We start from the raw sequence: 13,438 nt of genomic DNA, 5'->3' as shown, positions 1-13,438 counted from the left end.
CCGACCGTCGGCGGGCACCCGGACCGGCCGGCGCCCGGCCAGGCGTCACTCCCGGATCCCCGCCAGCTCCACGGCCCGGCGGCGCAGGGCGAGTGCCGCGGGGGCGACGGACGAGACCACGGCCAGTACCGCGCAGGCGGCGACGGTCGCGCCGATCGTGGCCCAGGGCAGCGCGAGCGTGGTCCACACCGACAGCAGGCCCAGCGCGCCCCACATGCCGGCCAGGTTGAGGCCGGCGACCACCACCCCGAGCAGCGCGCCCACCGCGACCACCATCAGCGCCTCGGTGCCCACCAGCAACAGCACCTGCCCCCTGGTGGCGCCGGCCAGGCGCAGCACGGCCAGGTCGCGCACCCGGTCGGAGGTCGCCATGACCATGGTGTTGGCCAGGGAGATGCCCGCGTAGAGCAGGGCGATGCCCAGGACCAGCAGGAAGCCGAGCCGGGTCGTGCGATCGGTCTGCGGGGAAGTGGCCCGCACCCACTGGGCCTTGCTGCGCAGCTGCCCGCCCGAGTCCCGCAACGCCGCGCGCAGCCCCGCGGCCACGGAGCGCGCGTCGGCACCGTCGGCGAGGGCGACGTCGACCCGGTCCACGTGCGCGCCGGGGGCGTTGCGCGGGGTGACGTAGACGCCGTTGTCGCCGGTGCCGGTGGCCATCACCGCCGCGATCCGCAGGGTTCTCCGGGTGCCGTCGCCGAGCCACACCCGCACCCGCTGTCCCACGGTGTGCCGCTGCCACTCCTCGTTGACGATGATCGAGCCGTCGTCGAGGTCGCGCACGTCACCCGCGGCGAGCGGCAGGCGGGTGGTCGCCGCGAGCGGGCCAGGCTCGGCCGCACGGGCCTCGGACCCGGTGAGCGCGGTGCCGTCCTCCAGGACGTAGACGGCGCTGGAGGAGGTCGCCGAGACCTCGGCCCCGGGCACCTTGCGCAGGGCGGTCAGCGTCGCCGCGTCGAAGCCGGCACCGTCCGCCGGGGTGACGACGAAGGCGGCGGTGGTCTGCTCGCGGGTCTCGGTGGCCTTCGCCGCGTTCAGCGTGCTGGTGGCGCCCCACAGCGATCCCGCGAGGGCGACGGTGACCAGGACGGGCGCAGCGATCGCCGCAGTGCGGCGCACCCCGGCGGCCGCGTTCTCGCGCACCAGCATGCCCACGGCGCCGGGCAGCCGGGCCGGCAGCCAGGCCAGCAGCCGGGCCAACGGGCGCACCACCAGCGGCGCGAGCAGCGCGCACGCCGTGATCAGCAGCATCGGCCGGCTCACGTAGGTCTTGCGGTGCAACAGCTCGCCCGGATCGCCGATCAGCGCCAGGCCCAACGTGACCGCGGCGGTCAGCAGCAGCGCGGTGCCGGCCAGCCGGCGCCCCCACGTCATCGCTTGGCCGTCCACGGACGCCTCGCGCAACGCCTCCGTGGGAACCACCCGACCGGCCCGCCACGAAGCGGCGGCCACCCCGCACAGGGCGACGAGCAGGCCCGTCCAGAAGGCCAGGTGATACGGCCAGGTGGCGTCGCCGATGGCGAACCAGTCCGGCGCGAGCCCGGTGTCGACCACCCGGGCGGCCAGCAGCGGGGCGCAGCGGGAGCCCACCAGGCAGCCGGTGGCGGACGCCAGCACGCCCACGGCGAGCGCCTCGGCGCACACCGTGCGACGGACCTGCCCCGGCGTCGCCCCGGCGCTGCGCAGCAGCCCGAACTCCCGGCGCCGCTGGGCGACCGCGAAAGCGAAGGTGGACGAAACCACGAACACCGACACGAAGGCCGAGACGCCGCCGGCCGTGCCGAACAGGGCGTTCATCGCGGTGACGGCCTCGCGGTCGCGAGCGAGGCCGGGGTCGGCGGAGCGGCGCGCTGCGCCGGTCCATACGTGCACGCCGTCCCCGTCGCCGCTGCCGCGCACCGCCGCACGCACCGCTGCCGGGTCCGCGTCGACGACCAACTGGACGCTGGCCGGCGCCAGATGGGCGGCGCGCGCGTCGGTGTAGAAGACGGCGTTCTCGAAGCCGCGGTCGGCCACGGTGCCGACGACCCGCACGGTGCCGCGTCCGGTCCGGACACGCTCGCCCGGCCTGGCCCAGGCGCCGCTGACGACGACCTCGTCCGCGGCCTTCGGCGGCCGTCCCGCGGTGATCGTGTACGGGGCGAAGGCCGCGGTGGACCAGGGGTGGCCCACCAGGTCGCCCGGTCCGTGCGCGGCGCGTACGGCGAACGACCGGTCCTCGACTACGGTCCCCAGCTCCTTGAGCTTCGCGACGACCCGGGCGGGCACGGCGCGCGGCTGGGCGAGCCGCTCTGTGCGGTCGCCGGCCGGGGTCGACACCCGCAGGGTGTCCACTCCTCTGACCACGACCGGTGCGGCGGCGAACCGTTCGGGCCCCCGGTCGGGCGCGTCCAGGGAGGAGGCGAGAGCCAGCCCCATCACGGCGAGCAGCGCGACGCCGAGCGACAGCGCGACGAAACTGCCGACGAAGGTGACCCAACGCGCGCGCAGGGTGCACAGGGCGACACTCAGCACGGCACGGCCTCCAGCTTGGCCATGTGCGCAGCGATGTCCTCGGCGCCCGCGCCGGCCAGTTCGCCGTTCAGGCGCCCGTCGACGAGGAAGACCACGCGGTCGGCGTGGCAGGCCGCGACCGGATCGTGGGTGACCATGATGATCGTCTGGCCGTCGCCGTCGACCATGGCGCGCAGCAGGCCCAGCACCTCCCGGCCGGTCCGGGAGTCCAGGGCACCGGTCGGCTCGTCGCCGAAGAGCACCGCGGGGCGGGTGATCAGGGCACGGGCCAGCGCGACCCGTTGCTGCTGGCCACCGGACAGCTCCGCCGGCCGGTGCCGCGCCCGGTCACCGAGACCGACCTGCCGCAGCACCTCGCGCACCCGCGCCCCGGAGGGCCGGCGGCCGGCGAGTCGCAGGGGCAGTGCCACGTTCTGCTCGGCGGTCAGGGACGGCAGCAGGTTGAACGCCTGGAAGACGAAGCCGATACGTTCCCGGCGCAGCCGGGTCAGCCGGGTCTCGCCCAGTCGCGTCAGCTCGGTCCCCGCGACGGTGACCGAGCCGGAGGTGGGCCGGTCGAGCCCCGCGGCGCAGTGCAGCAGGGTCGACTTGCCCGATCCTGACGGTCCCATGACGGCGGTGAACGTCCCTTCGGGGAAGGCGAGCGAGACCTGGTCGAGCGCCGTCACCGCGCTGTCGCCCGACCCGTACCGTCTGCTGACGGAGCGCACCTGGACGGCATCGTTGATCATCTGTCCCCACTCGTTCGTCGTCGGTCCACCCGCACGGCAGGTGGGGCGGCGGCGGATGTCACGCCGCCGCCACCGCCTCTTCGGTGCCTCAACGAAACCGTGCGGGGCCGGCCCGGCGCAGTGCGGCAGGACCGAGACCTGGGGTAGGGCCAGGCCTACCCCGGGCCCTCCCCCTGGCCCGATGGTGCTCGTCCCGCCCGGCCTCCTACGGTGCACTTCATGCACCCTCGGAACGTGTGGCAGGCCATGTCCCGCCCCGGCTTTCTGGTGTCGCCGTGGCCGTGGCGCTCGGCGGCTTACCTGCTCACCGGCGCCGTGACCGGAATGGTCGCGCTGGTGGGGATCGTGACCGCGGCGGTGGCCGGCGGCGTGCTCGCCGTCGTGCTGGTGGGGCTGCCGCTGCTCGTCCTCACGGCACTCGCCGGCATCCCGGTGGCCTGGGTGGAACGGCGCAGGCTGCGCCTGGTCGACCGGGAGCCGGCGCCCGGCCGGCACGCCGCGCCCACCGTCGGGGGGCTGCGGGCCTGGCTGGCGACCCGGCTGCGCGAGCCGGCGACCTGGCGGGAGCTGGGCTACACCCTGCTGTTCGCCGGCCTGCTGTGGCCGGTTGACGCTCTCGCGATCACCGTCGGACTGCTCTTCCCGCTCTCCCTGGTCGCGGCGCCGCTGCTGATGGCCACGGTCGGCGACGGTCAGCAGACGAAGGTGCTCAAGCAGTGGACCGTCACCAGCTGGCCGGCGGCTCTCGGTGTGGCCGTGCTCGGGCTCGTCCTCATGGCCCTCTGCGGTTACGTCCTGGGTGCCGTCGCCGGCGCCCGGTCCGCGCTGACCCGGCTGCTGATCGCGCCGCGCGACGGCGACCTGAGCGCCCGGGTGGTCGAACTCACCCGCTCCCGGGTGCGCTTGGTGGACGCCTTCGAGACGGAACGGCGCCGTATCGAGCGCGATCTGCACGACGGCGCCCAGCAGCGCCTCGTCGCGCTGACGATGACGCTCGGCCTCGCCCGCCTGGACGCACCGCCGGGCCCGCTCGCCGACCAGCTCGCCGAGGCCCACGACCAGGCCGGCAAGGCACTCGCCGAGCTGCGCGAACTCGTTCACGGCATTCACCCCAAGGTGCTCGCCGACTACGGACTCCATGCCGCCGTCGCCGATGTCGTGGACCGGTCACCGCTCCCCGTCGACGTCGATCTCGAACTGCCGGGACGCCTGCCCCAGGCCGTCGAGTCGGCCGCGTACTTCGTGGTCTGCGAGGCGCTCGCCAACATCGCCAGGCACAGCGGGGCGAGCCGCGCCGAGGTGAGCGGCGGCCACCGCGAGGGGCGGCTGTGCCTGCGGATACGCGACGACGGCCGAGGCGGCGCGGACGCCGCTGCCGGCACGGGGCTCACCGGACTCGCGGACCGGGTGTCGGTCCTCGATGGCAGACTCTCCCTGTCCAGTCCGCCGGGCGGTCCGACCTTGCTGAGTGTGGAGTTCCCTTGCGATCCCTGCGAGCCGACCGGTCGCTCCGCGTAGTGCTGGCCGAGGACAGCGTCCTGCTGCGGGAGGGGCTCATCGGCCTGCTCACCCGGTGCGGCCACCAGGTCGTCGCGGCCGTCGCGGACGCCGAGGCGCTGGTCGCCGCGGTCGAGGAAGACACCCCCGACATCGTCGTGACGGATGTCCGCATGCCGCCCGGATTCCAGGACGAGGGCCTGCACGCGGCGGTACGTCTACGCGAGCGCACACCCGCGTTGCCCGTCCTGGTCCTCAGCCAGTACGTGCAGCGCAGGTACGCGGCCGAACTGCTCGACTCCGGGGACGGATCCGGTGTCGGCTATCTGCTCAAGGACCGGGTCGGGCAGGTCGAGGAGTTCGTGGCCGCCCTGTGCGAGGTCGCGGACGGTGGCACGGTCGTCGACCCGGAAGTCGTACGCCAGCTCCTGCGCCGCCGCCGTGACCCGCTGGCGAGGCTCACGCCGCGCGAGCGTGAAGTCCTCGCCCTGATCGCCGAGGGCAGGTCGAACGGGGCGACCGCGCGGGAACTCGTGGTGTCGGAAGCGGCCGTGGGCAAGCACATCAGCAGCATCTTCGCCAAGTTGGACCTGCCCCCGGCGGACGACACGCACCGCAGGGTGCTGGCGGTGCTGGCCTATCTGAGAGCGTGAGGGCGTGAGGGCGTGAGCCAGGACGCGGTCCGGCTCCCTAGGATCCCGGATGACGATCAACGGCAAGCTCATGCAAGGGGCACCCGTGGCGAGAGACTCAACCCCGATGGTCCGCGTGCGCAACCTGGTCAAGGAGTTCCGTCGACCGAAGCGCCACGCCGGCCCCTTCGGTGGCCTGCGGACCCTGGTGACCAGGCAGTACACGGTGGCCCGTGCCGTGGACGACGTGAGCTTCGACGTGGCGGAGGGGGAACTGGTCGGGTACCTGGGCCCGAACGGGGCCGGGAAGTCCACCACGATCAAGATGCTGACCGGCATCCTGGTGCCGACCGGCGGCGAGGTCGAGGTCGGTGGCCTCGTTCCGTGGCGGGACCGGGAGGCCAACTCCCGCCAGATCGGCGTCGTCTTCGGCCAGCGCAGCCAGCTGTGGTGGGACCTGCCGCTGCGGGAGTCACTCAGGCTGGTCGGGGTGCTCTACGACATCCCCCCGCGCGACTACGACCGGGTCCTGGGCGAGTTCACGGAGATCCTGGAGATGGACGACTTCCTGGACACCCCGGTGCGCCAGCTCTCCCTGGGCCAGCGCATGCGCGGTGATCTCGCGGCCGCCATGCTGTACCGGCCCCGCGTCCTGTACCTGGACGAGCCCACCATCGGCCTGGACGTGGTCGCCAAGGAGCGCATCCGCCACCTCGTCGAACGGCTGAACCGGGAGTACCGCACCACGATCATCCTCACCACCCACGACCTGGACGACGTGGAGCGGTTGTGCCGACGCATCGTGCTGATCGACCACGGTCGGGTGCTCTACGACGGTGATGTGCAGACCCTCAAGAAGAGGTACGCGCCCTACCGGCAGCTGGTGTTCCGGCTGGCCGAAGCCGATCACGCGGATGACGCACCGGACGACTGGGTCGACCTGATCGGAGCGGAGCTGGTGCCGGCGGGACGGGGAGAGCTGCACCTGCGCTTCGACCCCGCGGTGGTCTCCGCCGCCGATCTGATCGCCGCGGTGATGAAGCGACACCGCATGTCGGACCTGTCGATCGTCGAACCCGCGTTGGAGCCGGTGATCCGCCAGATCTACGCCCAGCGCGCGCTGTCGTGAACGGGACCGTGAACGGGGCGGCGAACGGGACCGTGAAAGGGGCAGCGAGCGGGGCGGCGAACGGGACCGTGAACGGCACGGCCCTGAAGGTGCGTTCCTGGCTCGCGTTCTGCCGGCTCCAGGCCAGGGCCGTGACGGTCTATCGGGCCGACTACGCGCTGGGCCTGGCTGGCCTGATCATCCAGATCTACCTGTTCCGGGTGGTGTGGGTGGCGGTCTACGGCGAGCACCGCACGGTGCACGGGGTCACCCTTCCGCTCCAGATCGCCTACTCCACCATCGTGAGCCTGCAATCCTGGGTGTTCATGCCCCGGGCGTCGGAGCAGATCCCTCAACGGGTGCGGGAGGGGACCGTTGCGATGGACCTGCTCAGGCCGCTGGGCTTCCTCCATCAGGTGATCGCCTGCCAGGTCGGGGGCACCGCGGTGCTGTTGCCGTTCGCGCTGGTCGGCCTGCCCTTCGCCGTCCTGGCGGGTGGCGCGGTCGGCCCGGCATCGGCGCTGGCCGCGGGAGAGTACGTGATCGCGCTCCTGGTGGGCTGGGCCGTTGCCACGCTGCTTCAGGCCGTGGTGGGCATGCTCGCCTTCTGGACCCTCGAGGTGTCGGGGCCGTTCATGATCTACACCGCGATCTCCCAGTTCCTGGCCGGCGCGCTGGTTCCCCTGTGGTTCATGCCGGAGTGGCTGCGGGAGACGGCCTCGGTGCTGCCTTTCCAGGCGTCGTCGTATGCCCCTGTCGCCATTTATCTGGGCAGGGTTCAGGGTTCGGGGGCCTGGGTGCTGATCGGCCAGCAGGTGGGCTGGGCGGTGGTGGTCTGGGTGATTCTCAGGCTGGTCTGGCGGCGGGTGTTCCGCCGGGTCACCATCCAGGGGGGATAGGGAATGCGGACCCTGCGGATCTACCGGGCGCTTCTCGGCGCTGCGCTGCGCAGCGAGTTGCAGTACCGGAGCAATCTGGCGCTCTGGATCGTGGCCGGGGTCGCGTATCAGGGAGTCGGTCTTGCCTTCGTCTGGGTGGTGATCCGCCAGTTCGGCTCGATCGCCTCCTGGTCGCTGGGTGAGATCGCTTTCCTCTACAGCATGAGGCTCATGTCCCATGCTCTGTTCACCGTCCCCTTTGCCGAGCTGTTCGGGATCGACTACATCGTGCGGGACGGGCACTTCGACCGGTTCCTGGTGCGGCCGGTGAGCCCTTTCGTGCAGTTGGTGACCCGCCGCATCAGGCTTCAGTCCCTGGGTGATCTGACGGGTGGAGCCACGCTGCTGGTGGTGGCCGCACATCTCGTGCGGGTCGACTGGTCGGCCGGCTCGGTCGCCTTCCTCGTTCTCGCCGTGCTGGGCGGCGGGTTGGTGGAGGCGGCTATTCAGGTGTTCGTGTCGGCTTTTGCCTTTCGTATGATGTCGGTCCGCTCGCTCCGGATGCTTGTGGACCGGGTCATCAACACGTTCGGCGGCTATCCGTTGTCCATTCTGCCCGGCGTGGCGAGGTCTGCCCTCACCTTCGCGCTTCCTCTTGCCTTCGTCGCTTATCTCCCGGCCACGGTGTTGTTGAACCATACGGGTGAGCTATACGTCCCCGCGGCCTTTGCCTGGTGCACGCCTGTGGTGGGTTCGGTCCTGTGGGGCGTCGCTCTGTGGTTCTGGCATCGCCAGATCCGGCACTACATGAGTTCGGGGCACTGACCCGGCCAACGATTGGTGACGGAAGACCACTTGACGCCGCTCGTCGCGATCTGGCTACACTCCCTGCGGTCCCCGGTTGCCGGTGGATCTCGGCGCATTCTCCCACCTACTCCTACCCGTGCATGAGCCGGAGGCTCATGTGGTCGTGCTCCGGCGTGAGGATCTGAAGATTCCACCATGCCGAGCAAGTGCATGTACCGTACACGACTCCATTGCAATTGCTCACGGAATGTTATCCGACGCCGAATTCCAAGATAACGACTGGCCGAGGTAGGAAGGTGTTCCGTATGTCCAGCTCCCCTGATGCGCTCTTTTCACCGCCGCTGCGGATAGGGATGGTCGGCTGCGGCAGGGTGAGCCCCAGGTACATGGCGGGTATAGCTCGTGACCCTGCCCTTTCGCTTGTCGCGTGCACCGACCTCGATCCGGAACGCGCGGAAGCACTCGCCTCGGAGTACGGGGTGCCCACCACCGCGTCCCTCGACGAACTCCTGGCCGATGAGTCCGTTGAGGTCATCCTTAATCTGACCCCACCGGATCAGCATCTGGACGTGTGCAAGGCGGCGCTGCTGGCAGGGAAACACGTCTATTCCGAGAAGCCTCTCACGAACACGCGGAATGAGACCACGGAGGTCCTGGAGTTCGCGAAGAGGCAGGGGCTGCGGGTGGCCTGCGCGCCCGACCAGGTCCTCGGCTGGACCCTCACCACCGCGCGCGGGCTGGTCGACGAGGGCGCCATAGGGCGACCGTTCGCTGCGACCGCCTTCGTGATGACGCATGGGCACGAGTCATGGCATCCCGACCCGCGCGCGTATTACGCCTCGGTCGGCGGGGGCCCCTTCTTCAATCGGGCGCCGTACTACCTGTCCGCCCTCCTGTGGATGTTCAACTCGCCCGTCGAAGCGGTATCCGCCCTGGGCGGAACGACATTTCCCTCCCGCGTCATAAGCACCGGCCCGCTCGCCGGAACGGAATTCCCGGTCGAGACGGAGACCCACATCAATGCGCATGTGAGGTTCGAATCCGGTGCCATGGCCAGTATTGTGACCAGTTTCGACGTCTGGGGGACGGTGCTCCCCAGGATCGAAGTGTATGGAACGAAGGGAACCCTGGTGCTCCCTGATCCCACCCACTACTCGGAACCTCTCCGTCTCCTGCGCGAAGACGGTAGTGACGAAACCATCGAGGACGCCTCGGGCGATGGTGAGGTGTACGGAAGTGGTCTGCGGGATCTCGGCCGGGCCCTTCGCGCCGGCGAGGACCACCGGCTGGGCCCCGAGCTCGCGTACCACCTGGTGGACGCCATCGAGGCGGTCCATGACTCCATGCGCGCCTCGGCCTGGAAGCCCGTTCAGTCCGGAATCGGGGACATTCGCGGCTAGGAACGCGGCATGGTGGTGTCCATGCCGGGCTCGGCTCGGTCATGATGTGCGGTCATGAGGATGTGCACGATTGCATCGGGTGGGCCCCCCAATGTCGGGCCGGCGGTGGAGATCCTGAAATGGGAACGCTACTACCGCTCCTTCGGTATGGAGACGTTGGCCATTCGAGGCCAGCCGCAGCCCGAGTCGGCTCCGCACATCGCCACGTTGGACATTCTGTCCCGGCGGCACCCGGTCAACAGGCGCATCCTGGAAGCCGCTGCCGCCGCCAGAACCCGGCAACACTTCGCTCACGTCGATGCGCTCGTGCAGGAGGCGGCGGAACCCGTCCACGCAACACTGGTGCGACTTGTCGACCGGCACGGAATCGAGGCTATTCATGTCGATGCGCTGCTGTCCTATCCCATATCGCTCCCGTTCACTGCCGCGATAGCGCGCCTCCTGAGCAACAGGCCTATCCGTGTCGTCAGCAGGGAGCATGACTACGTGTGGGAGCGTCTCCCCGCACGCATTCCGTACTTCAATTATGCGGCCGGTCGAAACCTCCCGCCGGTGGACGATCAGATTCTCCATGTCGCGCTGACGTCGCACGCGCTGGGCGGACTGGCGAAGCGGCGGCCAGGCGGCATGGGCGGCGGTATCGCGGTTCCGAACATGTTCTCGTTCGACGTCCAGGAGAGTCTGCACCGCCCGGCGGCCTTCCGGGAGAGCCTGGAGCTGCCGAGCAACGCGCTGGTGTTCGTGCAACCCACCCGCTGCGTCCCCATGAAGGGGATTCAGCATTCCGTCCACTTTGCGGCGCAGGTCGCTGCGCAGGTGGACAGGACCCCGGTTCTCGTTGTCACCGGACCGGTCAGAGGTGGCTTCGGGCTCTCGCCGGGTGATCTCGAAAACTACAAGTCATCGCTCATCGAACTCTCCGATCAGCTCGGTGTGGCGCTGCGCTTCATGGACGGCGGCTTGTCCGCGTGTCCACCATGCCCGCACCGTGCCGACGCTTCAGCGCGTCACTTCTGCGTCAACGATGCCTACCTCGCCGCCGACCTCATCACGTTCGCGAGTACGGCGGAGGGTTTCGGAAACCCGGTCATAGAGAGCGTCGTAGCCCAAAGGCCGCTGTTCGCGGCGCGTTATCCGGTGATGGTGAACGAATTCCTGCCGCGCGGCTTCGACTTTCTCACGATGGCCGCCGGTGATCCGTTCGAGAGCCCGTCGGTCTCCATGCAGACGCCGGGGTTCGATGCTTCGCTGGTCACCCGGGCCGCGGAACTCGTCATGCAGCCGGAAGACCGCCAGGATCTCGTTCACCGAAACCTGGCCATAGCCAAGACGTGGTATTCCGACGAGTGGTCGACGGTGCGACGGTACTTCCGTCCCGTGGTCGAGTGGCTCACCACCGGAGCGATGAGCCGGTCCGTCAGCCGGCGGCCTTCTTGATGATGCGGTCCATCTCCTCCTGGCCGAAGGCCCGAAGGGCCGTGCTACGGACATTGCCCACCCCGCCGAGCTGGAGGAGCGCCGCGGTGGCGGTCTCGTCGTCGGGCGCCTCGACGATGGCCACGAGGTCGTACGGGCCGACCGTCCAGTAGATGTGGAGGAGCTTCGCCCCGAGCTTCTGGGCCGCCGCGCCGAAGGTCTCGGCGCGCTTCGAGGTGTCCTTGTAGTGTTGAATGCCCTGATCGGTCCAGTTCAGCAATATGACATACATTGCCATGTTCGTTCACCTTCGCGAGTAGGTGCACCGCGAAGTCCATCCTGGGCGTCGCGGCCGCACCGTGCACGAGGTGCGCACCCGAACGAGCGAGCGGCGGGAGGGGGTGGACCCATCCCTTCACCCGGGCCGATGGTGGACGTATGAACGATCACCGCGTGGCATCCGCCGACCCTGCCCGTTCCACGGGAACCACCTCCGCGACCACCTCCGCCGACGCTCCCCGCGAAGAGGTCGGGGAAGTCCGTCGTTTCTGGCAGCGGCTGGGGCTCCCCGGGCTGGTCGACGTGCACACGCACTTCATGCCCGAGCGCGTCCAGCACAAGGTCTGGGGCTACTTCGATGCGCAAGGGCCGCTGATCGGCGGGCTCGAGTGGCCGATCGTCTACCGCAGGCAGGAGGCGGAACGGACGGCCCTGCTGCGGGAGCTCGGCGTCCGGGCCTTCACCGCGATGCTCTACCCGCACAAGCCCGGCATGGCCCGGTGGCTCAACGCCTGGGCGGCCGACTTCGCCGGCCGCACCCCCGACTGCCTGCACACCGCCACGCTCCATCCCGAGCCGGGTGTCGGGGCATACGTCCGCGAGGCGATCGAAGCGGGCGCGCGGGTGTTCAAGGCGCACGTGCAGGTGGGCGCCTACGATCCGGCCGACGAGCTTCTCCAGGAGGCCTGGGGGATGCTGGCCGAGGCCGGGATCCCCGTGGTGATGCACTGCGGATCCGGGCCGGCGCCGGGCGAGCACACCGGCCCCGAGCCGATCGCGCGAGTGCTGGCGCGGCACCCGGGGCTGCGCCTGATCGTCGCGCACCTGGGCATGCCCGAGTATGAGGAGTTCCTCGACCTCGCCGAGCGGTACGGGCAACTGCGGCTGGACACGACGATGGTGTTCACCGACTTCACCGAGAAGTTCATGCCGTTCCCGCGCCGGGCCCTCCCGCGACTCGCCGGGCTCGGCGACCGCATCCTGCTCGGCTCCGACTTCCCCAACATCCCCTATCCCTACGCGCACCAGCTCCATGCCCTGGAGCGGCTGGACCTCGGACCGGACTGGCTGCGGGCGGTGTGCCACGACAACGCGGCGGGGCTGTTCGGGCTGTGACGGGTCGGCGGGGAGGTCGGTGAGGGGGTGGCGGGGTGCCGGGAGGCGGGGGCGGTCGCACGTTGACGTCGGCCGGTCGGGCGCGCTAGCTTGCTGAACATGTTCAGTGAACGTGTTCAGCACCAGGTTCGAGTCGGGTCGGCATGACCTCGCGCAGCGCGCAGCGGGAAGCCACCCGCCGGCGGGTCCTGAGCGCCGCCGAGCGGCTGTTCGCCGACCGCGGGTTCGAGTCCACCACCGTCCGGGAGATCGCCGCGGGCGCCGGGGTGAGCGTGGGGACCGTGATGGCGGTGGGTGACAAGGCGGCGATCCTGGTCGAGCTGTTCGACCGGCGCATCTCCGCCCTCCACGAGCAGCGAGCGGACCGGGGGAAACCGGGCCGCACGGCGCCTTCGCCCGGCCGGGTGGTCGACGAGATCCTCGCCCTGTTCGAGCCGTTCGTCGCCCTCTTCACCGGTGATCCCGAACTCGCCCGCCAGTACGCGGCGACCCTCGTGGCCGGCAGGCACAAGGCCGGCGTCTTCGGCGAGCTCGCCGTGGTGCTGCGGCGCGAGATCGGCGACGTCCTCGCCCGCGCCGGTTTCGCGCCGGAAGCCGCCGCGCGTGGCGCGACCGCGATCCATCTCGCCTATCTCGGCACGCTCTTCGCCGGTGCCGGGGCCGGCGGGAGCGACCTGAGCGGGCCCGTCGAAGACCTCGTCTCCGTCGTGGAGTTCATCACCGAGAGCCGAGGAGAAGGAAGGGGCGCGCAGCGATGACCGTCATACCGGACCTGTGGTGGCCGCAGGCGGTCCTTGCGGGGGTCCTCGCCGTGGACGCCGCGATGTCCATCCGCCCCCCGGCCTTCATCCGCGCCTGCCTGAACGGGGTCGAGTTCCCCGAGGACTGGTGGTGGACGCTCGTCGTGATCAAGCTCGTCGCCGCCGCCGGCCTCGTCACCGGCATCTACGTGGCCGGTATCGGCGAGGCGGCGAACACCGGCGTCGTCTGCTACCGGGACTAATCGCAGTGCTCCCCCGTTTACGGGGGAGGTGAAGCGATTCTGAGTGCTGCTCTGACCCGC

General features: G+C 70.4%; 13 protein-coding genes. 10 read left to right on the top strand and 3 right to left on the bottom strand.

The window, feature by feature from the left end:
* Positions 1-45: 45 nt before the first annotated feature.
* Both NQO67_RS22080 and NQO67_RS22075 read right to left on the bottom strand, forming a co-directional pair.
* The gene (locus NQO67_RS22080; protein WP_255951839.1) at positions 46-2,511 is read right to left on the bottom strand and encodes an ABC transporter permease; all 2,466 of its coding nucleotides are present in this window, start codon (positions 2,509-2,511) and stop codon (positions 46-48) included.
* Complete coding sequence (locus NQO67_RS22075) at positions 2,505-3,242, bottom strand: ABC transporter ATP-binding protein (RefSeq protein ID WP_255951838.1); 738 nt, start codon at positions 3,240-3,242, stop codon at positions 2,505-2,507. The genes NQO67_RS22080 and NQO67_RS22075 overlap by 7 nt, the downstream gene beginning before the upstream one ends.
* 246 nt (positions 3,243-3,488) lie before the next feature.
* On the opposite strand from NQO67_RS22075, the gene NQO67_RS22070 reads away from it, so the two are divergent.
* From NQO67_RS22070 to NQO67_RS22040, 7 genes are all read left to right on the top strand, one after another.
* Positions 3,489-4,760, top strand: a complete 1,272-nt coding sequence (locus tag NQO67_RS22070; protein ID WP_255951914.1) for a sensor histidine kinase — start codon at positions 3,489-3,491, stop codon at positions 4,758-4,760.
* Positions 4,733-5,392, top strand: a complete 660-nt coding sequence (locus NQO67_RS22065; RefSeq protein ID WP_255951913.1) for a response regulator transcription factor — start codon at positions 4,733-4,735, stop codon at positions 5,390-5,392. The genes NQO67_RS22070 and NQO67_RS22065 overlap by 28 nt, the downstream gene beginning before the upstream one ends.
* A gap of 106 nt (positions 5,393-5,498) precedes the next feature.
* Complete coding sequence (locus NQO67_RS22060) at positions 5,499-6,500, top strand: ABC transporter ATP-binding protein (RefSeq protein ID WP_374119053.1); 1,002 nt, start codon at positions 5,499-5,501, stop codon at positions 6,498-6,500.
* A 68-nt stretch (positions 6,501-6,568) separates the two neighbouring features.
* Positions 6,569-7,378 carry an ABC transporter permease gene (locus NQO67_RS22055; RefSeq protein ID WP_255951837.1) on the top strand — a complete coding sequence of 270 codons (810 nt, stop codon included), beginning with the start codon at positions 6,569-6,571 and terminating at the stop codon, positions 7,376-7,378.
* Positions 7,379-7,381: 3 nt separating this feature from the next.
* Positions 7,382-8,182, top strand: coding sequence for an ABC transporter permease (locus NQO67_RS22050; protein WP_255951836.1), 801 nt, complete (start codon positions 7,382-7,384; stop codon positions 8,180-8,182).
* A 287-nt stretch (positions 8,183-8,469) separates the two neighbouring features.
* Complete coding sequence (locus NQO67_RS22045; RefSeq protein ID WP_255951835.1) at positions 8,470-9,564, top strand: Gfo/Idh/MocA family protein; 1,095 nt, start codon at positions 8,470-8,472, stop codon at positions 9,562-9,564.
* A gap of 105 nt (positions 9,565-9,669) precedes the next feature.
* Entirely contained in the window at positions 9,670-11,001 is a 1,332-nt protein-coding gene (locus NQO67_RS22040) for a glycosyltransferase family protein (protein ID WP_255951833.1), read from the top strand.
* On the opposite strand, the gene NQO67_RS22035 is transcribed toward NQO67_RS22040, so the two are convergent.
* Positions 10,982-11,278 (bottom strand): GYD domain-containing protein, encoded by a 297-nt coding sequence (locus tag NQO67_RS22035; RefSeq protein WP_255951832.1) that lies wholly within the window; start codon positions 11,276-11,278, stop codon positions 10,982-10,984. The genes NQO67_RS22040 and NQO67_RS22035 overlap by 20 nt on opposite strands.
* Before the next feature lie 140 nt (positions 11,279-11,418).
* On the opposite strand from NQO67_RS22035, the gene NQO67_RS22030 reads away from it, so the two are divergent.
* From NQO67_RS22030 to NQO67_RS22020, 3 genes are all read left to right on the top strand, one after another.
* Positions 11,419-12,375 carry an amidohydrolase family protein gene (locus NQO67_RS22030; RefSeq protein ID WP_255951831.1) on the top strand — a complete coding sequence of 319 codons (957 nt, stop codon included), beginning with the start codon at positions 11,419-11,421 and terminating at the stop codon, positions 12,373-12,375.
* Between the two features lie 143 nt (positions 12,376-12,518).
* Complete coding sequence (locus NQO67_RS22025; RefSeq protein ID WP_255951829.1) at positions 12,519-13,133, top strand: TetR/AcrR family transcriptional regulator; 615 nt, start codon at positions 12,519-12,521, stop codon at positions 13,131-13,133.
* Positions 13,130-13,378, top strand: a complete 249-nt coding sequence (locus NQO67_RS22020) for a DoxX family protein (protein ID WP_255951917.1) — start codon at positions 13,130-13,132, stop codon at positions 13,376-13,378. Before NQO67_RS22025 ends, NQO67_RS22020 begins: the two co-directional genes overlap by 4 nt.
* The last annotated feature ends 60 nt before the right edge of the window (positions 13,379-13,438 follow it).

The organism is Streptomyces odontomachi (assembly GCF_024435355.1).
Classification (GTDB): Bacteria; Actinomycetota; Actinomycetes; order Streptomycetales; family Streptomycetaceae; genus Streptomyces; species Streptomyces odontomachi.
The sequence above is the reverse complement of the archived record's forward strand: the minus strand, read 5'-3'. Positions and strand labels throughout refer to the sequence as shown.

What these genes read in the sequence shown, in the direction of transcription:
- NQO67_RS22075 (WP_255951838.1), bottom strand. Translation starts at nt 3,242, where the DNA reads ATGATCAACGATGCCGTCCAGGTGCGCTCCGTCAGCAGACGGTACGGG.
- NQO67_RS22070 (WP_255951914.1), top strand. Translation starts at nt 3,489, where the DNA reads ATGTCCCGCCCCGGCTTTCTGGTGTCGCCGTGGCCGTGGCGCTCGGCG.
- NQO67_RS22060 (WP_374119053.1), top strand. Translation starts at nt 5,499, where the DNA reads ATGGTCCGCGTGCGCAACCTGGTCAAGGAGTTCCGTCGACCGAAGCGC.
- NQO67_RS22050 (WP_255951836.1), top strand. Translation starts at nt 7,382, where the DNA reads ATGCGGACCCTGCGGATCTACCGGGCGCTTCTCGGCGCTGCGCTGCGC.
- NQO67_RS22045 (WP_255951835.1), top strand. Translation starts at nt 8,470, where the DNA reads ATGTCCAGCTCCCCTGATGCGCTCTTTTCACCGCCGCTGCGGATAGGG.
- NQO67_RS22035 (WP_255951832.1), bottom strand. Translation starts at nt 11,278, where the DNA reads ATGGCAATGTATGTCATATTGCTGAACTGGACCGATCAGGGCATTCAA.
- NQO67_RS22030 (WP_255951831.1), top strand. Translation starts at nt 11,419, where the DNA reads ATGAACGATCACCGCGTGGCATCCGCCGACCCTGCCCGTTCCACGGGA.
- NQO67_RS22025 (WP_255951829.1), top strand. Translation starts at nt 12,519, where the DNA reads ATGACCTCGCGCAGCGCGCAGCGGGAAGCCACCCGCCGGCGGGTCCTG.
- NQO67_RS22020 (WP_255951917.1), top strand. Translation starts at nt 13,130, where the DNA reads ATGACCGTCATACCGGACCTGTGGTGGCCGCAGGCGGTCCTTGCGGGG.